This is a genomic window from Brevibacillus sp. TJ4 (assembly GCF_044627595.2).
Taxonomy (GTDB): Bacteria; Bacillota; Bacilli; order Brevibacillales; family Brevibacillaceae; genus Brevibacillus.
The window spans coordinates 1,642,992-1,666,855 of the sequence record NZ_CP185865.1; the positions used below are offsets into that span (position 1 = coordinate 1,642,992).

Below are 23,864 nucleotides of genomic sequence, written 5' to 3' on the forward strand. Positions count from 1 at the left end.
CAGCCAACGATGCCGATGCATATATTTCCATGCCTGCAAGCATAATACTGGTAGTTTCCCGATAGTTGGTGAGAAGACAAATGAAGGGCATGGGCAGAAAACGGAAGGATACGAGCAACGACGCTTTGGAAACAAGAAGTGTCGCCGAACTGGAAGGAGTGCCGATCAGTTCCGAAATCGAGGAGAATAAAGTTTTGTTGGAAAAGCTATTTTCCGACTCCTCTGATTTTGTACTCCGCAAGTTCACCTTGAAAAACAGCGTGGATGCCATCGCCGTATTCGTGGACGGTCTGATTGACACGAGTGAGGTGAACCAAGCCTTAAAAGCCTTGATGCTCCTGGAGGATGGTCCCCCCGACATCGAAGTGATCGAAAAGGCGCTGCTTCCGGTTTGCCAGATTTCCCGGGTATATGATTACAAGCAACTGCTTGAGGCAGTGCTTTCCGGAGATACCGGGATTCTCGTTCAGGGAAACGAAGAGGCGCTGACTCTCGGCATCCGCGGTATGGAAAAACGGTCTGTCAACGAACCGGAGGGCGAGGCAGTCGTACGCGGTCCCCGCGAAGGGTTCGTGGAAAACATCCGCACCAACACTTCGATGGTGCGCAGAAAGCTGAAGACACCTCGCCTCAAAATGAAATCGATGGTTGTCGGTCGCGAGTCCAATACGAATGTAGTCATCTCCTTTATCGAAAATATCGTCGATCCCCGAGTTTTGGAAGAAGTCGAAAACAGGATCAAGCGAATTGAAATCGATGCAGTCCTGGAGAGCGGTTACCTGGAATCGCTGATTCAAGACAATTTGTTGTCTCCTTTTCCGCAGGTGATGTATTCGGAGAGGCCGGACACGGTAGCAGCCTCGCTGCTGGAAGGCAGGGTAGCGATCTTTATCGATGGGACGCCGATGGTGCTGCTCGTCCCGACGACATTCTGGATGATGATGCAGGCGAGTGAGGACTATTACGAGCGCTTCCAGATGGGTACCTTGATCCGCTGGCTGCGCTATCTGTTTTTTGTGATCGCGTTGTTGACACCGGCGATATATGTGGCGATTACGACGTTCCATCAGCAAATGCTGCCTACCACGCTGTTGCTCAGCATTGCGGCAGCAAGGGAAGCGATTCCGTTTCCCGCCATTGTCGAAGTGCTGATTATGGAGGTTGCGTTTGAGGCATTGAGAGAAGCGGGGATCCGCCTGCCGAAAACCGTCGGACAGGCGGTCAGCATTTTAGGCGCACTGGTAGTGGGGCAGGCAGCGGTGCAAGCGGGAATCGTTTCCGCTCCGATGGTCATTGTCGTTTCGATTACAGGGATCGCTTCGTTTACAATACCCCACTTCAACCTGGCGATCGCCTTGCGGATGCTTCGCTTTCCCTTGATGATTGCCGCTTCCATCCTGGGGATTTACGGGATTCTCGTGGGGCTTATGCTGGTGATCGGGCATATGGCAAACTTGCGATCTTTTGGCATTCCGTACTTGTCGCCTGTGGCACCGATGTCGGTCCGAGACTTGAAGGATGTGCTGGTTCGCGCTCCATGGATGAAAATGACCATGCGGCCTGATTTTATGAAAATCCAGAACAACAGACGGATAGGTGAAGACTTTGTGCGCAAAGAAGCAGAGGCAGATCAAGAACAGCTTGAAAAAAGCGAGGATCATCAATAGGGAGCCTGCTGCGCAGGCAAATCCGGAACGGGTCCGGGGGCGGCAGCGCTCCGGACTGATCGCGTCGATGCTCCTGTTCTTGGCGGGTACGTTGTTGATCGCAGGATGTTGGGACAGGCGGGAAGTAAACGACATCGCCCTCGTTGTCGCCATGGCTATCGACAAAGAGGATGACGGGATGATCCGCTTCTCGATCCAGGTACCTATAGTCAGCCAGTTGGGAGGTCCCTCGGGAGAAGGCGGAGGTGGAGGAGGCGGGAGATTCTACGTCGATTCGGCCGTCGCGCGGACACTCCGGGAAGCGAACGCGATCATGCAGTCGCGGCTGCCGCGGCACGTATACTACGCCCACCACCGGGTAGTCGTTATCGGCGAGGAGCTGGCGCGAAGCGGTATACGGGATGTCCTCGACATTGTGTCCCGCTTTCCGGAGAATCGCTTGACCGCCTATATTGCCCTCGCACGCGGAAAGGGGGCGGACCTGTTGATGGCGCAGCCTCAATTCGAGCTATTTTCCGGGGAAGCGATTCGGGAATTGGTGAAGGAGGTGGCGATTCCGGTCAACCTGAAGGATTTGGCGCAGCGCATCAGCACTCCCGGTCTGGACGCCTTTTTGCCGATGTTCACCACGGTCAAGACCAATCCAGTCGCGAAATCCAAAGAATTGGAGCTTACCGGCATCGGGATTTTTCGGGGTGACAAGCTGATCGAAGTCGAGGGACTGTCGGCTCTGACCTGTCTGAAAGGGTTTCAGCCAGGCTTTTTGCCGTATACGATGGTCCTCAATCTGAATCAAACAGATCACGTCAGTTTTGACGTTTTCGAAGGACATTCGCGCATCGAGCCTGTCCGCAGACCAGGACACTTCCATTTTCATATCAAGGTCAATGCGTACGCCATCATAACCGAAAACTTCAGCCCGCTCAATGTCGGGGATATGGTCGTGATGAGAGACTTGGAAAAGAAATTAAACGAGAAGCTGTCCCGACAAATCAAAAACCTGGTGAAAAGCATGAAGGAGAACAGAGCTGACACACTGGGACTGGGCATCTCTGTAGCTCGCCATTTTCCGAAAGCGTGGCAAGAGCAGTACAAGGACAGATGGGGAGAGGAGGAATTGCCCCGGATCACCGTCGATGTGACATGCACCATTAAACTGGTCCAAAGCGGTCAAACGACGACCAACATTATGGAGGAGGGCAGCAAGTGAATCCCTTTTTCACGATTGTCTACGGCTGTATGATCTTCCTGACGATGTTCTACTATGTTTGGCACCGAAAGCATTTGGCGAAAATCCAGAAGATGCTCATAGGAGTATTGTACGTCGTCTCGCTTTTCTGTTTTTTGCTCTTGATGAATGGAGCGACTCCCGTTATGCCGGCTACGTATTTGGAGCAATGGATTACACCCCCGGTAAAAATGTGGTTGGGGGAGAACTAGGGGGGAATCGTCTGTGTTAACGGAACTCGTGGTCAACCACCGGCAGATCGCCTGGCTCGTCGGCAGCCAGCTTATGACCGGAATTATGATTGCGTTTTTGCAATCCATTATTCGGGTTGCTCATATGGATTCATGGTTTTCCCAAATGATCCCTATCCTGTACGCAATTTTTGTTTCCTTTGTGCTGATGCAGGTCGTCCGAAAGTTTCCGGGGAAATCACTGTTTGAAGTCATTTTCATCGTCTGTGGCAAATGGGTGGGAGGGCTGATCAATCTCGCGTTACTGTTTTATATCTGGATCAGTCTGACGATCGACATGAAAGGAGTATCCCATTTTCTCAAAGAGGGTCTGTTGCCAAGAACACCGCTCGGAATCCTACTGATTGTGTTTGTGCTGCTGATCATGTCGTACCGCAGGCTGGACACGGTAGTCAGGGTCAATGAGATGTTTTTCCCTCTGTACTGTATCATGTGCTTGTCTACTACACTTTTGCTGGCTAATGAGTATTCCCTCGAGTGGTTTGAACCGATCTTTACGTCCCGCTTGTTCGATATCTTTGCAGCCAATTACATGACGACGGGCTTGTACGGAGATGTCCTGCTGATTGGCGCATTTCTTCCGTCCATGTCCAATCCGCGGCTGCTGTTTGTCTCGATGAAGCACGGAATTGTCCTCGCTGGCTTTGTCATTACCGTGGTGCTGCTCGTGCTGCTGGGTGTAATGGGGTACAAGATTGGCGGCAGTCTCAACTACCCTGCATGGGCTTTGATCCAGGAGATCCATATCACCGATTTTCTGGATCGTGTCGAACTGTTGCTGCTCAGTCTGTGGTTCCCGGCGTTCGCCATCAAGGTGATGATCGGCTACTTGGCGTTTATGGTGGGGCTGAGCTCCTTTTCCAAAAACAATTACTACGGAGTGTACAGTCCAGCGCTCGGGTCTTTTTTGGTCGGAACCGTCCTCCTTTCTTTTTACAATGCCAGGCAGCTTCAGAGTTTTTTCAGCTATGGCTACACTACATTCATGTGGTTTATCCATATTCCGGTCATTCTCATTCTCCTGATCGGAGCTGCCCACCGCGAGGAACAAAAAGCAGATGACACCCGTTCGCTGCGCAAACGGCGGTGGATGGCGAGAATTACGTATGCATCTATTCTCGGCAGCATGGTCTCCGTGGTGATCGGAAAGATCCTGTATGAATGGTACTTGTCGCCGGGTTTGATCATTTCCATCTGCTACCTGACGTTTTTTGTGATCGCGGTGATTTCCAGTTACCTGGAGATGCAGATCGTCAGCCACCATTATCACCGCAAGGAAAAGAACGTGCAGCATACCGAGTAATGACAGTTGTCGCTTTTGGGATTCAGACAGTTGATCCTAGTTTTTTCCTTTTTTTATGCGAAAACTTATCCAGCAGCTCGGAAACAAGCGTGGGAAGCTCCTTTTGCCGGGTAAGCAGCATGTTTGTTACAAACGCTCTTTCTGCATGTGAGAGATATCCTTTGGGAACTTTCTCGATCGCTTTCTCGATTTCTTGAACGGGCAGGCTGGTAATGGTCCGGATCATGTTGTCAAGGGACGGCCTGTGGTTGAGGACGAGCCTGATGAAGCCGGATGGTACTCGTTGCGAGACGGGGGTTTTCGCTTTTTTCGGATGTAAGGTATGTTCGTACGATTTCGCGTCGGTCAGCGGTTTTTTTGCCCATTTGCGTTTCCAGTTCTCGGGCGTGCCAAACAGGGCGAGACCGTGGTCGATCAAGTACCACTTGTATGGTTCGTCCGCCTTGTTTCGGTACAGCATCAGGTTGCGACTCGTGCGGTCGAGGTTCAAAATCCAGGCATCGAAGACGACGATCTGAGCCAACAGGTCGAGTTGCTCGACGTGCTTCTCCAGTTCATGGGAGATTTTTGGATACGCATTGCGCCACGTAATCACCTTTTGGGCCTTCTTTTTTTCCGATACGACTCCTCGTTTTTTCCGTTTCTGCGGACCCTTTACCGCCGCTTCGCCGGAGCGGGCTACGTACAGTCCAACGCTTTCGGCGAGGCTGGCTGCAATGATTTCGTTGGCAACGAGGATCGCGTATGCTTTCTGATTGGTGGCGAGCGGGAATTTCAGATATCCTTCCTTACCGTTGCGCTTGCGGACAATCCAGATTTGTCTGCCGTACCTTTTGCGAAGAACCCGCTTGAAGCGCCATTTCTCCACAGTACCCCCTCCTGCTTTATGTATGCATGTATTCAGCGTATGAAAAAGGCAGTGGGGAGTTGAACATAAAATGCAGCACTCAGATAGGTAACATTGCCAATCCGTTGAAAAAGGAAACTGACGAGGTGAATGATGAATCCACTCTTTCCAATGGAACCGGTTCGCTGTGAGACGATCCCCCAAGGACCCGACTGGCTTGCCCAGGTGAAATGGGACGGTGTCCGCGTCTTGACGTATTTTGATGGCACTACGACACGGCTTTTCAATCGGCGGCAGCATGAGCGGACCGATCAGTTTCCGGAAGTTGCCGACATTCGTTCGTACTGTAGCGCCCGCTCCGTCATTTTGGACGGGGAAGTGATTGCGCTCGGGGCGGATGGCAAACCGTCGTTTCACGAAGTCATGCGCCGCGATGGCATACGGCGGATCGAAAAAGTTCCACAGGTGCAAAAGCAAGTCCCGGTTACGTACATGATTTTTGACGTGCTGTTTGTCGACGGGATGTGGGTCCATGAACGCCCTTTGGACGAGCGGCTCCGTATTTTGTCCGACATCATTGTGCCCAACGATCGCGTACAAGTGGTAAGCTGCCATGAGAACGGTGCGGCGTTGTTTGATGTCATCAAGCAGCACGGGCTAGAGGGAATCGTGCTGAAGGATCGGACCAGCAAGTATATCATTGGCGGGAAAGACAGCCGATGGCAGAAAAAGAAAAACTACCGCGATCTCATCGCCGTGGTCGGTGGCGTGACGCTGCGGGATCAGGTCGTAAACGCCCTGCTGTTGGGGTTGTACGATGAAAAAGGACAGCTTGTTTACATCGGTCATGCAGGGACAGGCAGGCTGACACAGGCTGACTGGCGGGATCTGACGGAGCGAATAAAGCCGTTGGTACGAAAGGACATGCCTTTTGTCAATACACCAGCAAGGGAAAAGGAATCAGTCTGGCTAGAACCTGCGATCACGGTCAAGGTGCAGTTTGCCGAATGGACGGCAGGGTACACATTGCGGCAGCCGAGTATTCAGGCTATCGTGGATGTGCCGCCTACGAGCTGTGTCGCGGAATGAGCTGCGGAACAGGCGATCGTGTGCATTTTATATAACTTTTTCGTTGCTTATGTATAATTTGCGGGGGTATACTACAAGTAGATACTAGCAGCTTACTCTACATCTCGTCGGCTGTACCAGGCAGAGCGGATTGCAAGCCTTGTGGTACGTCCACCCACCTTCTGGCTGGTCTGTCCGCTCGCTGGTATACCCTCTTCCTTATGGATGAGAGCGCGATGTCACTTAACATTAGGGAAAGAAGGAATAGTTTTGCCTTTTCTTCGGTTTAAAGGTTTTGATTCGCAATTCTTGCGGGAAATTTCACCTGAGCTCGTAGAGGACTTTTCTCAGTTGGCGCAAGTTTCCAAGGAGAAGGTAAAAGTAGAGTCGATCCAGGTGGAAGTGATTGCGAACAGTCCACTGTCGGTAGAAATCTACATGTTTCCCCGGGAACAATCGAAGCATGATGCGATTGCCAAGCGGATCCATGACCTTCTCAGCAAGCATGGCTACACGCAGGTCCACATCTTTTTTGTGCTTTTGTCGCCGTCTCTCTATTATCGAGAAGGACAGCCTGTACAGCAAATTCCATTTGTACAAAAAACATAAAGATCGAGTCCCCTGTGGGCTCGATCTTTTTACGTGATGCGCCTTTTTCGGGTATCTGTAGAAGCGTAAAAACCGCCTTTGACCATGGGGGGAAACAGTAAAAAAGGATATCCTAAAGAATATCTGCGAAAATCAGAGCGACTGAGTGGTCTTCTGCCGAAAGTGCCCATGAGCCAAAAGATTGCGGTCGTGCAACACATTTTCCCCTTGCCTATACTCGTGAACCGGACAAAAACTGTTTCTGTAGACCCACATGAATACGATCTGTTACGATGAACTGGCTTACCAAAAATGGATAGTAGAATCCCTTTTGTTTTGTGGGGGAATGGGTATGTGGAGAACGTCTTGAGGTGATGATGTGTGGATGTTTATGCGGATTTGAAACAAGGTGAACGAGGTGCCTGGCTGAGCATCATCGCCTACGTATTTTGTTCCCTGTTGAAAATAGGAGTTGCCCTCTATACCGGATCGGAGGCGTTGATGGCCGACGGGTTGAACAATTCAACCGATGTCGTCGCCTCGATCGCAGTTTTGATCGGCCTGCGCATTTCGCGAAAACCGCCTGACCAGGACCATCCGTACGGCCATTTTCGCGCGGAAACGATAGCTGCTCTTATCGCTTCCTTTATTATGCTGTTCGTAGCGATTGAGGTCCTGACGAGCGCTATTCCTTCGCTGTTCAATCCAAGCCCGACAGCACCCGGCATGCTGGCGGGATATACAGCGCTGTTTACGTCTTTGATCATGTTTGGGGTGTACCGTTACAATTACCAACTCGCCAAGCGGACCAACAGCCAGGGGTTGCTCGCGGCTGCGGCGGACAACCGGGCTGACGCGCTGGTCAGCATCGGCACCTTCGTCGGGGTGGCCGGGGCACAATTTCAACTGCTTTGGCTGGACCCGCTGGCGGCGTTGATCGTCGGTCTGATCATCTTAAAAACGGCATGGGGCATTTTCCGGGATACGACACATCGGTTGACGGACGGTTTCGACCAGTCCAAGCTGACCATTTTGCGTGAGACGATTGCCCGGATTCCTGGCGTGACAGAGATTGGGGATATTAAAGCGCGGTATCACGGGAACAGCGTTCTGGTCGACGTCGTCATCCACGTCAACCCGGGACTTAGCGTGGCGGAAAGCCATCATATCAGCGATTTGATTGAGGACCAGATGAGCAAGGAGCACAATATTCATTCCGTACATGTCCACATCGAACCCGAGCGAGAACAAATAAAAAAAGGCGGCAAAAAAAATGAAGTCCGGTGAACCACCGGGCTTCGTTTTTTGTCTGGGCAGCTTTACGATGATGCTTCTTTTTTGCGCCGCAAGGTTTTGGTCGTCGTGGTGGTGCCGGGCTTTGCCGGAGCAGAAGCAGCTTTTGCGGGGGCAGCAGCGTCCAGTTTGTTTGCTGTGCTGCGCGTGCGGCCGGCTTTTTTTGCTGGCGTGCCGCCTGTTGGCGGAGTAGGGGCGGCTTCCAGCTTGTGCGGTCCGGCGTTTTCCTTGCCTGTCGCAGCCAGGCTTTCTTTCAGCGCTTGCATCAGGTCGATCACATTCGCCTGGGGAGCGGCAGGGGAGACGGTAACTTCTTTTCCTTCCAGCTTCTTCTCGATCAGCTCTTTCAACTGGGCGCGGTACTCGTCCGTATACTTGGCAGGATCAAACGGGGTGGTCATGTTTTCGATCAACTCTGTCGCCATTTTCAACTCGTTTTCCGCCAACTGGATGTCTGCCTCGGGAAGTGCCGGTACCTGCTGCACAGAACGCACCTCATCCGGATAAAAGATCGTCTCCAGCATCATGCAGTGCTCGTACATCCGTACTACAGCGAGACTTTGCCGGTTTCGCATCGTGACCTGGGCGACGGCGATTTTGCCGGTTTGCTGCATGGCAGCCCGCAGCAGCGCATACGCCTTTTCCCCCGTTTCCTGCGGCGAGAGGAAGTAGCTTTTTGAAAAGTAAATCGGGTCTACCTCCTTCAGGTCCACAAAGTCCAAAATTTCAATTGCCCTGCGCGTATCCGGCGTGATCGCCTCCAGGTCTTCGTCTTCAATCATTACGAAGCGTCCTTTTTCGTACTCGAAGCCGCGGACGATTTCGCCCGGCTCTACTTCACGGTCGCAATGGGGACACATTTTCGCGTATTTGATCGGAGTATGGCACTCCTTGTGCAACTGCCGGAAACGGATGTCACGCTCTTCGGTTGCGGTGAACATGCGAATCGGGATATTGACCAGACCAAAGCTGATCGAGCCTTTCCACACCGTATGCATACGATCCCTCCTGATTTTGCTTCTGCCCGTAGTATCCGCCAAACAGCTGCGATCCAAGACGGAAAATGGAGGGCATGCAAAAGTGAAAAAGCCAGCCGTATGTGGGGACTGACCCCATAACGTGAGACAAATTAAAACACCTTCAAGTGAACGGAACCATGTCGTAAGATATGGAAAACAACTTGGAGGTGTTTTTGCGTTGGCAACACGAGTTAGTTACCCCGTAGAAGTGAAAATGCAGGCAATTAAAATGAGATTAGCAGGAATTCCGGTAAAGGTGGTCATGGACGAGCTAGGGATCAGGAATGTAACACAACTGAAAGTTTGGATGTCATGGTATCGTAATGGTGAGCTTCATCGGCTGGGGCAGCCTGTCGGTAAGCAGTATAGCTTTGGGAAAGGTCCTGAGTTTGCCTCAGAGCTTGAACAAGTAAAGGCAGAAAATCGTTACCTGAAACAACAGCTAGATGTACTAAAAAAGTACAAAGAATTGGAGAGGAGGTGTCACCAGAGGCCGTAGTCGCCTGGATGGAATCTATTCGAGATGAAATGTCCGTCACGCAAGCTTGTGAACTGCTACGGGTTGCTCGTGCAACATACTATCGCTGGAAAGCAGCTTTTGCCACAAAACAAGAAAATCTGCTCGCCGAGAAGATTCGTCAGCTTTGCACCCTTCATAAATTCCGCTATGGTTACCGGAAGATTACTGCGCTGCTTCGAAAAGAGCAGTCCATTAATCACAAACGTGTGCAGCGAATCATGCAACGTGAGGGACTACAGTGTCGAGTCAGGGTAAAGAAGCGCAAGCCAACAGGACAGCCAGCCCATGTAGCGGAACATCAGTTACAACGTCAATTTGAGGCGAATGCACCGATGCAAAAACTCGTGACGGATATCACCTATTTACCGTTTGGAGGAAAGACGTTGTACCTGTCGAGCATTTTAGACTTGTTTAATGGGGAGATCGTGGCGTACAGTATAGCAGATAAACAAGACACAGCATTTGTATTAGATACGCTGAATCAGCTGCCTCTCACAGAAGGTTCAATGCTTCACAGCGATCAAGGCAGCGTCTATACGTCACAGGCATATCAAGAAGCGGTAAAAGAAAAAGGGATTATCATGAGCATGTCCCGTAAGGGTACGCCTGCTGATAATGCCCCCATCGAATCGTTCCATTCCACACTAAAGTCTGAAACGTTCTATCTCGAAGGTTTGACCTGCACAACGACTGCAATCGTTGAGCAAACCGTTCGAGACTACATTCACTACTATAACTCAATTCGCATTCAAACGAAACTAAACAACCAGTCGCCGATGGATTACAGGCGACTGGCAGCTTAACTTGAAAGGTGTTTTGATCCCTGACTCACAAACGGGGGTCAGTCCCGTGCTACGTCTGGCTTTTGGCATATATGACCGGATTATTGCCCGTGCTTGACGATGTCGGACTGGTCTGCTGCTGATTGCATGTCTCGCGCATGTTCTACGCCTCTGCCGGTCCGGTCTGCAATGGATTGTGCCTCTGCTGCTTTTTGCTTTTGTTCCGAAGGACGTTTTTTGGCCATGAGAATTCCTCCCTTTTTGGCATGCACAAGGTGTAGTATGTGCGCTTCAAGCAAAAAAATACCTCATCGATCAAATCGATGAGGCAGCTCCCAACTCCTCCCGGGCACGGGAGTGATGACACGGAATGCTCCTATCAGACACGCCGTGTGCGAAAGTGGGCAGCTTTTCAATTATGGGAGAGGAGAAACCGGAGGAAGAGCTTATGGGGAAACGTAAGTCTTCTCCGCGGTTGTCAGCGACAACAGTGCGTCGCTATCCATAATCATTTCCAGATCTTGTACCAGATATACACGGCACATTCATCTTTTTTCCGCTTCTTTTACGGCCTTGGCAGTTATGTTAGTATGAAATTATTCTCATGGAAACGTGAGTGGATGAAAATACATAGCCATTGACAGGTGAAGACAGATGCGCGTCATTGCAGGAGAACATAAAGGACGAAGATTGGCGGCTGTGCCGGGAAAAGGGACACGCCCGACGACGGACAAGGTCAAGGAATCGATTTTCAACATGATCGGTCCGTACTTCGAGGGAGGATGGGCCCTGGATTTATACGCGGGCACGGGCAGCCTCGGGATCGAGGCGTTGAGCAGGGGAGCCGAACGGGCGGTTTTTGTCGAGCGTGATGCAAAGGCTTTCGCTGTCGTCCAGCAAAACGTGGCGGCATGCAGGCTGGAGAATTGTGCAGAGCTGTACAGGATCGATGCTTCGCGGGCGCTCAACAGCCTGGCGAAACGGAATGTGCGCTTCGACCTGGTGTTTTTGGACCCGCCCTATGCCCACCAAAAAATCGTGCAGGAAATCAGCGCGATGCAAGAGCTTGACTTGCTCGCCGACGACGCCTGGATCGTGGCGGAACACGACGTGGAAGTGACATTGCCAGATACAATCGGCAAGTGCCGGATGTACCGTGCTGCTACATATGGAGATACGGCCGTTACCTTGTATACGTATGAGGACAGCGCCGAGACCGAGAACCCTGCCGAGCTGTCGCAGGGATAAGGAGGATCTGACATGACGATCGCGGTTTGCTCGGGAAGTTTCGATCCCGTAACCTATGGCCACCTGGACATCATTTCGCGCAGCGCGAACATTTTTGACAAGGTGATTGTGGCCATTCTCATCAATCCCAACAAAAAATCACTGTTCAGCGTGGAAGAACGCGTCGAGCTTATGCGGGATTCCGTCCGCCATTTGCCCAATGTGGAAGTCGACTCGTTCGAAGGGCTGCTGATCCACTACATGCAAAAAAAAGGCGCGAACGTCATCATCAGAGGACTTCGCTCCGTCACCGACTTTGAGTACGAAATGCCGCTGGCGGCGATGAACCGCCAACTGAACCATGAGGTAGAAACCTTTTTTATGATGACCAGCAGTCAATATTCCTACCTCAGTTCCAGTCTGGTCAAGGAAGCAGCCAGCTATCAGGCAAGCGTAAGCGGTCTGGTGCCTCCGGTCGTGGAGGAAGCGTTGAAAAAGAAACTCCTGCCGCAGCGCTAACGGGTTTTGTTGAAGCGCAGCCAGCGCAGACAGACGCTGCCGATGAGGAGTACGGCGGCGCATCCGAGCGCGACGCTTCCCGAAAACAGAACGGTCTCCATCCAGCTCGCCAGAGGCAGAGCAGGGGATTCCGGGACGAACACGGGAACCGCTTTATCCCGCAGCCAGGCAGTCGATGTCAGTGGTCCCCACAGTACAAAGGTCAAGACTGCGGACAAACAAGCGTGTATGAAGCGTCCGATCAAATACGGCATGACCCGGATGTCGGTGGTGCTGAGGATGCTCGCTACCTGGGCGTGTACGCTCAGTCCTCCCCAGGAAAGCACTGCGCTGGCAATCGCGGCTTTCCAGACCATCGCCACTCCGCCTGCCACTTCACTGGCACCTTGAGCGCCCAGCGTCACCTCAAACAGCCCGGCGACGATGGCGTGGGAAAACGCTGGCGGGAAGCCAAAAGGTCCGAGCGTCACGGCCAGAACATTGCCGATGAACTGCGTCAGGTTAATGGCGGCAAACAACTGGATCAATACGGAGAAAACGATGATGAAGCCGCCGATCATAAACAGCGTGTTCAAGGCGGACTGGACAGCATCGCCCATCAGCTTGCCGAACGGACGGCCGTCGCGCACGCGCGCCCGGTGCATCGCCTGCAGGGCACGCAGCGGCAGCGGCAAATTCGTCTTTTCCAATGGTTTGCTGGTCAATGCCGCAGGAGCGTAAAAGCGATACAAAATTCCCAGGCAAATCGCGGACAAGTAATGCGAGAGTGCCAGGATGATCCCCATTTGTTCACTGTGGAAAAACCCGATGGCGACTGCGCCCATGACAAAGAGCGGATCACCGGTAGTGGTAAAGGATACGAGGCGCTCCCCCTCCTCTCGCGTGACATTTCCTTGTTCGCGAAGGCGGGTAGTCAGTTTGGCTGCGACAGGATAGCCGGAGGAAAAGCCCATCGCCAGCACGAAGCCGCCTGTGCCGGGTACGTGAAACAAGGGGCGCATCAGCGGTTCCAGCAATACGCCGAAAAAATGAACGACACCAAGACCCATCAAAATCTCCGATAACACGATAAACGGCAAGGTGGAAGGAAATACGACTTCCCACCAGATTTTCAGACCGCGCACGGCTGCTTCAAACGAGATTTGTGAATGGGTGACCAGAGCAAATACAAGGGCGATCGTCGAAAAAGCAAGAATTAGCGTCAATATGGGAGAATGGCGCGACATGGACTCCTCCTGAACAAGCAGTGGATAGTACATGTCTACGTGACGAGCCAGGAAACTATGCGTGACAGTTGGGTCCGGCGAAAGATCGTCGATTCCCCACATATGGTGGTTACAGGGGGGATGAATTTTGGCAGGAAAGCGAAAGCCGACTCTCGGACTGGCACTGGGGTCGGGGGGAGCCAGAGGGTTTGCCCACATCGGCGTTCTGCAAACACTTCAGTCGCACGGGATCAAGGTCGACATGCTGGCAGGCAGCAGCATGGGAAGCCTGGTCGGAGCCGTGTACGCCAATGGCATTGATCCCGCGATGCTGGGCAAGCTGGCGACTCATTTGAAATGGAAGCACTTCGTCGATTTTACCGTGCCGGGCATGGGGTTCGTCGCCGGTGAAAAGGTGAAGGAATTGATCAGGCTGCTGACACATGGCAAGCGCATCGAAGACTTGAACATCCCGCTGTCGATCGTCGCTACGGATATTGAAACCGGCGAGCGCGTCGTCTTTCGCGAAGGACCAATCGACCAGGCAGTGCGCGCAAGCATCTCCATCCCGGGAATTTTTGTCCCGGAGCAGGTAAACGGTCGTCTTCTGGTGGACGGTGGCGTGATCGACCGCGTACCGGTTACCGTACTGCGCGAAATGGGGGCAGATATCGTGATTGCCGTCGATGTCGCACAGGTCGATTCGACGATGAAGATTCGTTCGATTTTTGACGTCATCGTACAGACGATCGATGTCATGGAGCGCGAGATTTTTCAAAACCGGATACTCGCTGCCGATCTCGTAATCCGACCGGATGTAGGACAGTATAGTAGTATTGCCTTTACGGGGATCGAAGAGATTATCGAACTGGGCCAGCAAGCGGCTGAGCGTTCTGTTTTCACAATCAAGGAATTGCTTGCAAACTGGGAGGAAAAACAATGAGTGAGAATCACCTATTCGCCCATTCATCCAGACGAAGAGGGTCCGGAGCATTTCGCTGGCCCCTGTTCCTGATTGTGTTCCTGCTCGGATTTTCCCTTTTTGTTCCGACCAATTATTACGTGACCCGACCCGGTTCCGCGATTGAATTAGGGCCGATCATCGATGTCGAGGGGGGCACCAAATCGAAGGCCGGTTCGTTTATGCTGACGACGGTGCGGATGGGAGAAGCCAATCTGGCCTGGTACTTGTACGCGCAGCTTTCCCCGGATGCCGAGCTGTTGCCTCGTCAGCAAGTGGTCAGTGAAGGAGAGGACAACGAAGATTTCGTTCGCCGCGAGCAGGCAGCAATGGACAATTCGCAGAAGACGGCGGAGGCGGTTGCCTTCCGTATGGCTGGCTATGATGTAGAGATTGAAAAACAAGGTGTCTGGGTGATGGGAACGATCGAGGGATTGCCTGCGAAAGGCGTACTTCGCGTGGGGGATGTCATCACGGCAGTCGACGGCGTGCCGACCATGGAGGCGAGCGTGCTGCAGGGAATGCTGGCAGAAAAACGAGCGGGGGACGAGGTAGAAATCACGTACAAACGTGGGGGAGAGGAAACGACGGCGGTTCTCTCCCTGGGGCAATTGCCCGGCTCCCAGACGCCCGGGATCGGGATCAGAACGGATACGAAACAAAACATCATCATCCCCCAAGACGTGACGATTACCTCCAACGGGATCGGCGGTCCATCGGCAGGGCTGATGATGACGCTGGAAATATACGATCAACTGCAAACGGACATCAACCTGACCAAAGGTTATCGCGTAGCGGGGACGGGCACGATCTCGCTCGAAGGAACAGTCGGCCGTATCGGGGGCATTCATCAAAAGATTGTCGCCGCTCACAATGCCGGTGCAGAAATCTTTTTTGCTCCTGACGACCTGCCGGGGGACGAGCGCTCCAACTACCGTGAAGCGCTGGCTACGGCAGAGCGGATTGGCACCGCGATGAAAGTGGTACCGGTCCACACGATCGAGGATGCTATTGCGTATTTGCGGGAGCAGACGGAAAAACATTCCTAGACGTGCGGGTCGTGGACAACAGACAAGAGGCCGGGGCGGCATAGCCCCCGGCCTTGCTTTGTTTTAGGAAAAGTCGCCTGACTGTTTCCATTCTTCTTGCAGTTGTTCGTACTCCTCCGGCTGGAACATCCGGGAGCGGGTCAAAAAACGCAGTCCTTCAGGTCCTTCCAGGGAAAACATCCCGCCGCGTCCCTCGACGACATCGATGACGAGCTGGGTGTGCTTCCAGTAGTTGTACTGGGCCCGGCTCATGTAAAACGGGCAGCCGCCGATTTCACCGAGGCAGATGTCGCTGTCGCCGACGACAAATTCACCCAGCGGAAAGCACATGGGCGAGCTGCCGTCGCAGCATCCTCCCGACTGATGAAACATCAGCGGACCGTGTTTTGCCTTCAGGCGTTCGATTAACGCCAGCGCCGCATCGGTTGCCAATACCTTTTGCACGGTAGCCATCGCGATCCCTTAGAAGAAGCCGAGTGCATTCGGGCTGTAGCTGACCAGCAGGTTCTTTGTTTGCTGATAGTGCTCGAGCATCATCTTGTGATTTTCCCGTCCGATCCCGGAGCCTTTGTAACCGCCGAAGGCAGCGTGGGCAGGGTAGGCGTGGTAGCAGTTGGTCCATACGCGGCCTGCCTGAATTCCACGTCCCATGCGGAAAGCGGTGTTGCCGTCCCGCGTCCATACACCTGCGCCCAGGCCGTACAGCGTATCGTTGGCGATAGACAGTGCTTCTTCAGCGCTGGAGAAGGTAGTCACAGAGACGACCGGTCCGAAAATTTCCTCCTGGAAGATGCGCATGTTGTTTTTGCCGGCAAAAACAGTTGGCTGGACGTACAGGCCGTTTTGCAAATCGCCGGGCAATTGCGCGCGCTCGCCGCCCGTCAGCAGTTGTGCGCCTTCCTGTTTGCCGATCTCGATGTAGGAGAGAATTTTCTCCACCTGCTCCCTCGAAGCCTGCGCTCCGATCATCGTCTCCGTATCCAGCGGATTGCCTTGCTTGATTTGCTGGACGCGGGCGAGTGCCCTTTCCAAGAACTGATCGTAAATCGACTCGTGAATCAGGGCGCGTGATGGGCAGGTGCATACCTCGCCTTGGTTCAGGGCGAACATGACGAACCCTTCGATCGCCTTGTTGAGGAAAGCATCGTCTTGGGCGAACACGTCTGGGAAGAAGATGTTCGGCGATTTTCCGCCCAGCTCGAGCGTGACCGGGATGATGTTTTGCGAAGCGTACTGCATGATCAGGCGGCCTGTTGTCGTTTCGCCGGTAAAGGCGATTTTGGCGATCCGACTGCTGGAAGCGAGCGGCTTTCCGGCTTCCAGTCCGAATCCGTTGACGATGTTCAATACTCCGGGCGGCAGCAGATCGGCAATCAGCTCAGCCAGGACGAGGATCGAGGCAGGGGTTTGCTCCGCCGGCTTCAGTACGACGCAGTTTCCTGTGGCCAGAGCAGGGGCGAGCTTCCATGTTGCCATCAGCAGCGGGAAGTTCCACGGAATGATCTGACCGACGACGCCGAGCGGCTCATGGAAGTGGTAGGCGATGGTATCGTGGTCGATCTCCGAAATCGTGCCTTCTTGGGCACGGATGGAACCGGCAAAGTAGCGGAAATGGTCGATCGCAAGCGGGATGTCAGCCGCCAGAGCTTCGCGGATCGGCTTGCCGTTATCCCATGTTTCTGCGACCGCCAGCATTTCCAGATTGGCTTCCATCCGGTCAGCTATCTGCAGCAAAATGCGGGAGCGCTCGGCAACAGATGTCTTGCCCCAGGCTTCTTTGGCAGCGTGAGCGGCATCGAGCGCTGCTTCGATGTCTTCTGCGGTGGAACGGGGGATTTCGCAGAAGACAGCGCCGTTCACTGGCGAAATGTTGTCGAAGTATTCGCCTTTTTGCGGGGGAACCCAGTTTCCACCGATAAAATTATGATACCGTTTTTTAAATGTGATCTTGGCTCCGTCTTGTCCGGGTTGTGCATAGAGCATACTTGTTCCTCCTTTTATGGTGATGGTCTAGGCACAGCATAGGAATTGCAAGAAGGATGCCAAGGCTCAAAAGTGCGTCGTGTACGAGGGGATATGATTCACGGGCGCATGCTGTGTTCCAGGATGGAGCAGTTGTTCGTACCAAAATGGAACATTCAACCTGCTGTCAATGTATGGTAACATAGTACGTGAATGGAGAAAGGAGGCTGCCCGTGTGTCATTTCAGGAACCCCTTTCAGAGCAAAACTGGACGATTCGACAATCTTGGAAGCGCTGTCAGGAACGCGGTCTTCAGCCGCATGATAAAGCAGACGACCAACTGCTGAGTGAGACTTCCATTAAAGAGCTGCAACGCCATTACAATTTTTTGCTCCCGCATGCAGAAGCTGTGTTCCAAAAGCTGTATCCGCTGATCATTCACTTCGGGGCCGTTGTTTTTTTGACGGATGCTGACGGCAATATTCTTTATGCCAGCGGAGATGCAGCTTTTGCCAACCGTGCGGCGCGTGTGCAGCTGCAGGTAGGCGCCAATTGGCATGAGATGCGAAAAGGAACGAATGCGATCGGCGTTGCGCTGCAAGAGAAAAAACCGGCATTTGTAAAAGGAAGCGAACATTTCTTTCGGGAAAATCACTTTCTGACCTGCGCTTCAGCTCCTGTCTTCGACCGCAGTGGCAATCTGCTGGGAGTCGTCAATATCAGTGGGCAGGAGCAGACGTTTCATCCGTGGTTTGCCAGTGTGGCCGTGCTTGCCGCCGACATCTTCCAAAACCGCCTGCTCGTCCAGCAGATGCAGGCGGAACAGCTCATTGCGCTGCGGCAGTTCGAACTGGTCAGCGAGCGCCATCCGATGCCTCTGGTCACGCTGGACAGCGACCGCATCATTACCGGGGCGAATCCGTCGGCGATGCGGCTGCTGGGCAACTGCGTCGGCAAGCAACTGCCTGACGAGCCCAACTTCCAGGTCTTTACGCTTCGAGACGAGACCAACAGACTGTATCGTGCAGTAGCGATTCAGGAGGACGCACATACTTCTGCCGGAAGTCGGCAAAAGCAGACGCTGTATACGTTTGACGACATTTTCGGCGTCTGCCCGGAAGTAAAGCGCGTCAAGGAAATCGCCAGAAAAGCATCATTTAGCACGCTGCCTGTACTGCTGATGGGAGAGAGCGGAACAGGGAAGGAATTGTTTGCCCAGGCGATCCATGCCGAGAGCCGGCGCGGACCGTTTGTAGCAGTCAATTGCAGCGCCATTCCCGATACGCTGATCGAAAGCGAGCTGTTCGGCTACGAAAAAGGCGCATTTACCGGTGCCAACCGCGAAGGGAGCGTCGGGAAGTTTGTAGCGGCGGACGGCGGGACGCTGTTCCTCGACGAGATCGGCGACATGTCACTGCGCGCGCAGGCAGCCCTGCTTCGCGTGCTGCAGGAAAAAACAGTCACGCCCGTGGGCAGTGTCAAAACAAAGCGCGTAGATGTGCGGATCATCGCCGCCACACATCGCGACCTGCAAGCGGAAGTCCAGGAAGGCCGTTTTCGCGCCGACCTGTATTATCGTTTGAAAGGCATTGTGCTGCGCTTGCCTGCGTTGCGCACGCGAAGTGACATCGGGGAGCTGGCAGAGCATCTGTTGCAAAAAAACGCCACACCGCGAAAAGTGCTTTCCCGAGAAACGCTGCGCAAGCTGGAGGGCTACGAGTGGCCGGGAAACATTCGGGAGCTGCTTTCCGTCCTGCTGCAAGCCTCGTTTCTGGCCGAAGGGGAGACGATCGAGCCGGAGCATGTCGAATTGGACACACCTTCCCGACCGGCGGAGGAAGGCCCGTTTTCCCTGCGCGAGAGCGAGCGCAAGACGATAGAAGAGGTGTTGAAGGAAACGAACGGCAACATCGCCCGTGCCGCCAATCTGCTCAATATCGGGCGCAATACCCTGTACCGGAAAATGAGAGGATACGGGATTTCACACAAGCCGTATTCGATCCGCAAACAGTCCTAGAGGGTCCTCCCTCGAGCCGCCAGTTTGACAAGCCATGCCAATCTGCGGTAGATTAGCAGGACGAGCGATCGCAAATGCTTGTCAAGGAAAAATGGTTGACAAAGCTATTGAGCTAGCGCTATAATCATCCTTGTTGTGCTCGAGGTGAATGGCTATGAACATAAAACTAACTGAGCTGGACCACCGAAAGGGAGAGCCGTTGCCGTTTCACACGACAATCGCCCCCGAAGAACTCAAGAACCGCCACCATGAAATCCGCGCGATTTCGCCTGTGGAGGTCGAGGGTGAAGCGGTGAAGCTCGGAAATCTGTACTACGTAAAGGGCAAAATGACCGCAGATGTCCATTTTGTCTGTGCGCGATGCCTTACCCCGTTTACCGATCACGCAGTCATCCCGTTTGCGGAGACATTCGCCTTGGCTGACGATCCTGTCCTGACGGAAGACGAGGACGGCGATATTCACGAAGTAGAAGGCGATGAGATCGAGCTGGACACGCTCCTGCAGGAAGATTTTCTGCTGGGGATGCCCACCTTTCCGCTGTGCAAAGAGGAGTGCAAAGGGCTCTGTCCGACCTGCGGCGTGAATCGCAACGAGACGCCATGCTCCTGCACCAACGAACGGATCGACCCGCGTCTGGCAGGCTTGGCTGATTTTTTCAAGGGCAACAACTAGCAGTCGAATGTTTGTTTTCAAGATGAGGCATAGTCACCAACTGGCTTGGCTCATTTTTGAAGGATAGCATAAGCTTTTTCGCCTATACTGTCCAACCAATAGAGCATCTTGGCATTTGTCAGTTGAAGGAGGTGTAAGGAAGATGGCAGTACCTCAACGGAGAACTTCCAAAACCCGTAAAAGAATGCGTCGTACGCATTTCAAACTTGAGATTCCAGGCATGGTAAAATGCGATAATTGCAGTGAATACAAGCTGGCGCATCGCGTGTGCCCAAGCTGCGGCCACTACAAAGGCGTAAAAGTAGCGAAGTAATCTTCGGTGCGAGAAAAGGCGAGGTGAGAGATCACCTTGCTTTTTTATTTTTTCTTTCCCGCGACCCTATTGCGCATTTTGGGAAAACAAGTATAATTGATTTTCTCACTGTCAAATAGGGAGGCGTCTATGGTCTACTGGCTGATGGTTTGCAAAAGCTATCTTCGAAATATTCAGTATCGTTTGTCCCATCTCGTCAACAACGTGGCAAGTTCGATCTTCGGGCTTGTCTTTATTGCGATCTGGACCGGTGTGCTCCAAGGAAAGCAGGCCCCTGGACCGTACGATGCTGCGTTGATGGCCCACTATATCATGTTCGTCCAATGCGTCTTGTGGGTGACGACCTTTTTGTCTCCGGGACTAAACGTCCAGGTCGCAGTCCGCAGCGGTGCGGTCAGCCTCGATCTGATGCGGCCGGTCCATTACATGTGGTTTGTAATGAGTCAAGAGTCTGGGCGTCTGCTCTACAACGCCTGCTACCGAAGTTTGCCGATTGGCCTGATACTCGGGTTGGCGGTCGGTTTTTTTGTGCCGGCCCAATGGGAGACGTACGTGCTGTTTCCGCTTTCGTTGCTGCTTGGCATGTACTGCGGTCTGCTGCTGTTTTACCTGGTAGGCATCACGGCGTTCTGGACGACAGAAATTCGCTGGCTGCACCTGATTCTCGTCTCGCTGATCTTTGGTCTCGGGGGGCAGATGATCCCGGTCGACCTGCTGCCTGGCGCCCTGGGGACGATTGCCCCATACTTGCCGTTTGCATGCCTGATCTACTACCCGGTGATGACAGCGCTGGAGCTGATGCCGTTTTCAGCGCTTTTTGTACAAGTTGGCTGGGCCTTGGTCTTGACGGCGCTCGCCCTGCTGTTGACCAGACTGGCGCGAAAAAAGCTGGAAATTCAGGGAGGATAGCATGTGGAGACTGTATCGGAAGCTGATCCGGGCAAGCATACGCGCCCAGATGCAGTACAAGCTTAATTTCTTGACCAGCGCAGTGACGACGGGACTGATCATGGTTCTCGACTTTTTGGTGCTCTCGACGATTTTGTACCGCTTCGACGATGTGAATGGCTGGAGCATTTACGAAGTCGGCCTGCTGTACGGGATCTCCTCGACGTCGATCTCGATGTACCGGATGATTGCGCCAGAGCTGCACGATTTTGAAAAATACATAATCCACGGTGAACTGGATCAGTTGCTGATTCGCCCTGTATCTCCCTTGCTGCTGCTGTTGACGCGCTATCTCGACTTGTCGCGCATCGGCGGGATTGTGCAAGGTGTCGCAATTCTCGTTATCTCGCTTGGTGGTTTGTACGTTCAAGGAAAGGACATTTTGCTGCTCGTATGCTTTTTGCCTGTGGCGGTCGCTGCGGGCTGCTGTTTGTACTTCGCCATCTCCCTCTGCACGGCAGCCGCTTCGTTTTGGACACAGCAGATCAAGGACATGCAGACCTTTACGATCTACGCCCCTGCCAACGCCGCCAACTATCCAGTCAGTCTCTACCCGGACTGGCTGAAATGGCTGTTTTACTCGGTACTGCCGATCGCCTATATGAATTATGTGCCGATGCTCGCCCTGCTGGGAAAGGGAGGAGAGTGGTACTATCCGTTCTTGACGCCGATCGTCGCGGCCGTTTTCATGTGGCTGGCTGTCTGCTTCTGGAGAGCCGGGATTCGTCATTACCACAGTACAGGAAGTTGAGGAGGCGAGAGCATGATTGAGGTACAAGATGTAAGCAAGTCGTTTTTTCTTGCCGAAGCGAAGCAGGGCGCATTTGCTTCGCTCAAGGCTTTGTTCTCGCGGGCGCAAAAAGAGGTGAAAGCGGTGGATCACATCTCGTTTTCGATCCGGGAAGGGGATTTCGTCGGGTACATCGGTCCGAACGGTGCAGGCAAATCGACGATGATCAAAATGCTGGCGGGGATTTTGCATCCGACGCAGGGGCGCATTTTCGTCTGCGGCCACAGTCCCCATGCCGAGCGCAAAAAGGTCGCTAGGCAAATCGGCGTCGTGTTCGGACAGCGCACACAGCTATGGTGGGATTTGCCTGTCCGTGATTCGTTTGAAATTTTGCAGGCCATGTACAACATCGACGACACTTCATACAGCCGTTCGCTGGAGACATTTTTCGATCTGCTGTCACTCCATGAATTTTTCGACACCCCGGTGCGCAAGCTGTCGCTCGGTCAGCGAATGAGAGCGGATTTGGGAGCAGCTTTGCTGCACGATCCGCCCGTGTTGTTTCTCGACGAGCCCACGATCGGCCTGGATGTGATGGCCAAGACGAAGATTCGCAGTTTTTTGAAGGAAATTAACGAGAGCCGAAAAAAAACGATCCTGCTGACCACGCACGATATGGATGATATCGAACAGCTTTGCGGCCGGGTCATCATCATCAACGGCGGTAAAAAAGTGATCGATACGACGATGCAAAACCTGCGCAGGCAAATCGGACTGCCCAGCATGATCCAGGTCGATTACCTGGATGCCCCCCAGCTTCCTGGCGAGATTGCGGGAGTAGAACGATTGGAAGTACGGGATAACCAGTTGACGCTTTATTTCGACATGCAACAGACAAAATCGCCGCAATTGCTGCAAGAGGTGGCCAAGTGGGGAGAGCCAGTCGACATCCGCATGAAGGAGCCTGGAATCGAAGAGTTGATCAAGCGTCTGTACGGCTAGACAGACGCTTTTTTTCAATCCTCGCTTGTCTTTCCCGGGAGTCTTGCGTATACTGTCCTTTAGTACCAGGTATTAAAAACTGCTCGCAAACATAGATAGATATGGGGGGTGTTGTTCATCGCCCGGTTGCCAAAAAAAGACCGCCAGACTCGCTTGGTCCAGTCGCTGAAGGAAAATCCGTTTGCGACTGACGAGGATCTGGCTGAGTTATTTCAGGTCAGCATTCAAACAATACGGTTAGACCGACTGGAGTTGGGGATTCCGGAGCTGCGGGAGCGAATCAAGACAGTCGCGGAAAAAAGTCTCGATCCCGTCAAATCGCTGGGTATCGAGGAAGTGATTGGCGAAATTATCGACCTGCAACTCGATGTACAGGCGATTTCCGTTTTGGAGATCAAGCAGGAGCACGTCTTTTCGCGTACGCAGATTGCGCGCGGACATTACATATTTGCCCAGGCCAATTCTTTGGCTGTGGCGGTGATCGACGCCGATGTGGCTTTGACCGCTACTGCCCGCATCCGCTTTGTTCGGCCTGTTCGCCTGGGAGAAAAGGTCGTTGCCAAAGCGGTCGTCCGCAGCAAGGTAGGCGACGAATGCAAGGTTCGGGTCGAGGCCAAAGTCCAGGGAGAGCTTGTGTTTACGGCGACGTTCCGCGTCGTCGGCATGACGAGCGTTTTGTAGTTGAGCAGTTA

At 53.2% G+C, this 23,864-nt stretch carries 24 protein-coding genes and 1 pseudogene; 19 read left to right on the forward strand and 6 right to left on the reverse strand.

Annotated features, from left to right (window positions below):
• Nucleotides 1-80 precede the first annotated feature (80 nt).
• Genes ACAF76_RS07890 through ACAF76_RS07905 form a run of 4 tightly spaced genes read left to right on the forward strand, consistent with a single transcriptional unit; the run spans nucleotide 81 to nucleotide 4,449 of the window.
• Nucleotides 81-1,667: a spore germination protein gene (locus ACAF76_RS07890; protein WP_400163383.1), complete on the forward strand. Its 1,587-nt coding sequence runs from the start codon at nucleotides 81-83 to the stop codon at nucleotides 1,665-1,667.
• Nucleotides 1,642-2,877 (forward strand): Ger(x)C family spore germination protein, encoded by a 1,236-nt coding sequence (locus ACAF76_RS07895; protein WP_400163384.1) that lies wholly within the window; start codon nucleotides 1,642-1,644, stop codon nucleotides 2,875-2,877. Before ACAF76_RS07890 ends, ACAF76_RS07895 begins: the two co-directional genes overlap by 26 nt.
• Nucleotides 2,874-3,107, forward strand: a complete 234-nt coding sequence (locus tag ACAF76_RS07900; protein WP_400163385.1) for a hypothetical protein — start codon at nucleotides 2,874-2,876, stop codon at nucleotides 3,105-3,107. Before ACAF76_RS07895 ends, ACAF76_RS07900 begins: the two co-directional genes overlap by 4 nt.
• A gap of 13 nt (nucleotides 3,108-3,120) precedes the next feature.
• Entirely contained in the window at nucleotides 3,121-4,449 is a 1,329-nt protein-coding gene (locus ACAF76_RS07905) for a GerAB/ArcD/ProY family transporter (RefSeq protein ID WP_400163386.1), read from the forward strand.
• A 406-nt stretch (nucleotides 4,450-4,855) separates the two neighbouring features.
• On the opposite strand, the pseudogene ACAF76_RS07910 reads toward ACAF76_RS07905, so the two are convergent.
• Nucleotides 4,856-5,317: pseudogene (locus ACAF76_RS07910) on the reverse strand (HipA family kinase); the annotation flags it as partial.
• Nucleotides 5,318-5,449: 132 nt separating this feature from the next.
• Between ACAF76_RS07910 and ACAF76_RS07915 the strand changes: the two are divergent.
• The 3 genes from ACAF76_RS07915 to ACAF76_RS07925 all read left to right on the forward strand — a co-directional run bounded on the left by ACAF76_RS07915 (nucleotide 5,450) and on the right by ACAF76_RS07925 (nucleotide 8,239).
• Nucleotides 5,450-6,385: a DNA ligase gene (locus ACAF76_RS07915; protein WP_400163387.1), complete on the forward strand. Its 936-nt coding sequence runs from the start codon at nucleotides 5,450-5,452 to the stop codon at nucleotides 6,383-6,385.
• Nucleotides 6,386-6,589: 204 nt separating this feature from the next.
• Nucleotides 6,590-6,973 carry a DUF1904 family protein gene (locus ACAF76_RS07920; protein WP_400163435.1) on the forward strand — a complete coding sequence of 128 codons (384 nt, stop codon included), beginning with the start codon at nucleotides 6,590-6,592 and terminating at the stop codon, nucleotides 6,971-6,973.
• A 360-nt stretch (nucleotides 6,974-7,333) separates the two neighbouring features.
• A complete protein-coding gene (locus tag ACAF76_RS07925) occupies nucleotides 7,334-8,239 on the forward strand; it encodes a cation diffusion facilitator family transporter (RefSeq protein WP_400163388.1) in 906 nt (301 codons plus the stop codon).
• Between the two features lie 32 nt (nucleotides 8,240-8,271).
• On the opposite strand, the gene ACAF76_RS07930 is transcribed toward ACAF76_RS07925, so the two are convergent.
• Nucleotides 8,272-9,243 (reverse strand): Ku protein, encoded by a 972-nt coding sequence (locus tag ACAF76_RS07930; RefSeq protein ID WP_400163389.1) that lies wholly within the window; start codon nucleotides 9,241-9,243, stop codon nucleotides 8,272-8,274.
• Between the two features lie 199 nt (nucleotides 9,244-9,442).
• Here ACAF76_RS07930 and ACAF76_RS07935 point away from each other — a divergent pair.
• Nucleotides 9,443-10,587, forward strand: a protein-coding gene (locus tag ACAF76_RS07935; RefSeq protein ID WP_421617675.1) for an IS3 family transposase whose coding sequence is annotated in 2 segments (ribosomal slippage) — nucleotides 9,443-9,716 and nucleotides 9,716-10,587 — 1,146 coding nt in all. Because the reading frame shifts where the segments join, the coding sequence is not laid out codon by codon here.
• 80 nt (nucleotides 10,588-10,667) lie between these two features.
• Here ACAF76_RS07935 and ACAF76_RS07940 read toward each other — a convergent pair.
• On the reverse strand, nucleotides 10,668-10,811 hold the full coding sequence (locus tag ACAF76_RS07940; protein ID WP_400163390.1) for a hypothetical protein: 144 nt from the start codon (nucleotides 10,809-10,811) through the stop codon (nucleotides 10,668-10,670).
• A gap of 409 nt (nucleotides 10,812-11,220) precedes the next feature.
• On the opposite strand from ACAF76_RS07940, the gene rsmD reads away from it, so the two are divergent.
• Together rsmD and coaD are read left to right on the forward strand one after the other, a co-directional pair.
• Nucleotides 11,221-11,814 carry a 16S rRNA (guanine(966)-N(2))-methyltransferase RsmD gene (rsmD, locus tag ACAF76_RS07945; RefSeq protein WP_400163391.1) on the forward strand — a complete coding sequence of 198 codons (594 nt, stop codon included), beginning with the start codon at nucleotides 11,221-11,223 and terminating at the stop codon, nucleotides 11,812-11,814.
• Between the two features lie 12 nt (nucleotides 11,815-11,826).
• Nucleotides 11,827-12,312, forward strand: a complete 486-nt coding sequence (gene coaD, locus ACAF76_RS07950; RefSeq protein ID WP_400163392.1) for a pantetheine-phosphate adenylyltransferase — start codon at nucleotides 11,827-11,829, stop codon at nucleotides 12,310-12,312.
• Here coaD and ylbJ read toward each other — a convergent pair.
• Nucleotides 12,309-13,538 carry a sporulation integral membrane protein YlbJ gene (ylbJ, locus tag ACAF76_RS07955; RefSeq protein WP_400163393.1) on the reverse strand — a complete coding sequence of 410 codons (1,230 nt, stop codon included), beginning with the start codon at nucleotides 13,536-13,538 and terminating at the stop codon, nucleotides 12,309-12,311. The genes coaD and ylbJ overlap by 4 nt on opposite strands.
• A 127-nt stretch (nucleotides 13,539-13,665) precedes the next feature.
• On the opposite strand from ylbJ, the gene ACAF76_RS07960 reads away from it, so the two are divergent.
• Nucleotides 13,666-14,460, forward strand: a complete 795-nt coding sequence (locus ACAF76_RS07960; protein ID WP_400163394.1) for a patatin-like phospholipase family protein — start codon at nucleotides 13,666-13,668, stop codon at nucleotides 14,458-14,460.
• On the forward strand, nucleotides 14,457-15,527 hold the full coding sequence (locus ACAF76_RS07965; RefSeq protein ID WP_400163395.1) for a SepM family pheromone-processing serine protease: 1,071 nt from the start codon (nucleotides 14,457-14,459) through the stop codon (nucleotides 15,525-15,527). Before ACAF76_RS07960 ends, ACAF76_RS07965 begins: the two co-directional genes overlap by 4 nt.
• 63 nt (nucleotides 15,528-15,590) lie before the next feature.
• Here the strand turns inward: ACAF76_RS07965 and ACAF76_RS07970 are convergent, their stop codons facing one another.
• The gene (locus ACAF76_RS07970) at nucleotides 15,591-15,980 is read right to left on the reverse strand and encodes a DUF779 domain-containing protein (protein WP_400163396.1); all 390 of its coding nucleotides are present in this window, start codon (nucleotides 15,978-15,980) and stop codon (nucleotides 15,591-15,593) included.
• A gap of 9 nt (nucleotides 15,981-15,989) precedes the next feature.
• The gene (adh, locus tag ACAF76_RS07975) at nucleotides 15,990-17,510 is read right to left on the reverse strand and encodes an aldehyde dehydrogenase (RefSeq protein ID WP_400163397.1); all 1,521 of its coding nucleotides are present in this window, start codon (nucleotides 17,508-17,510) and stop codon (nucleotides 15,990-15,992) included.
• Between the two features lie 214 nt (nucleotides 17,511-17,724).
• On the opposite strand from adh, the gene ACAF76_RS07980 reads away from it, so the two are divergent.
• The 7 genes from ACAF76_RS07980 to fapR all read left to right on the forward strand — a co-directional run bounded on the left by ACAF76_RS07980 (nucleotide 17,725) and on the right by fapR (nucleotide 23,853).
• A complete protein-coding gene (locus ACAF76_RS07980) occupies nucleotides 17,725-19,506 on the forward strand; it encodes a sigma-54-dependent Fis family transcriptional regulator (RefSeq protein WP_400163398.1) in 1,782 nt (593 codons plus the stop codon).
• Nucleotides 19,507-19,660: 154 nt separating this feature from the next.
• Nucleotides 19,661-20,179, forward strand: coding sequence for a YceD family protein (locus tag ACAF76_RS07985; protein WP_400163399.1), 519 nt, complete (start codon nucleotides 19,661-19,663; stop codon nucleotides 20,177-20,179).
• Nucleotides 20,180-20,321: 142 nt separating this feature from the next.
• Complete coding sequence (gene rpmF / locus ACAF76_RS07990; protein WP_084567985.1) at nucleotides 20,322-20,492, forward strand: 50S ribosomal protein L32; 171 nt, start codon at nucleotides 20,322-20,324, stop codon at nucleotides 20,490-20,492.
• 129 nt (nucleotides 20,493-20,621) lie between these two features.
• Complete coding sequence (locus ACAF76_RS07995; protein ID WP_400163400.1) at nucleotides 20,622-21,401, forward strand: ABC transporter permease; 780 nt, start codon at nucleotides 20,622-20,624, stop codon at nucleotides 21,399-21,401.
• A 1-nt stretch (nucleotide 21,402) separates the two neighbouring features.
• The gene (locus ACAF76_RS08000; protein ID WP_400163401.1) at nucleotides 21,403-22,191 is read left to right on the forward strand and encodes an ABC transporter permease; all 789 of its coding nucleotides are present in this window, start codon (nucleotides 21,403-21,405) and stop codon (nucleotides 22,189-22,191) included.
• 12 nt (nucleotides 22,192-22,203) lie between these two features.
• Complete coding sequence (locus tag ACAF76_RS08005) at nucleotides 22,204-23,172, forward strand: ATP-binding cassette domain-containing protein (RefSeq protein WP_400163402.1); 969 nt, start codon at nucleotides 22,204-22,206, stop codon at nucleotides 23,170-23,172.
• Between the two features lie 108 nt (nucleotides 23,173-23,280).
• Nucleotides 23,281-23,853, forward strand: a complete 573-nt coding sequence (fapR, locus tag ACAF76_RS08010) for a transcription factor FapR (RefSeq protein ID WP_400163403.1) — start codon at nucleotides 23,281-23,283, stop codon at nucleotides 23,851-23,853.
• The last annotated feature ends 11 nt before the right edge of the window (nucleotides 23,854-23,864 follow it).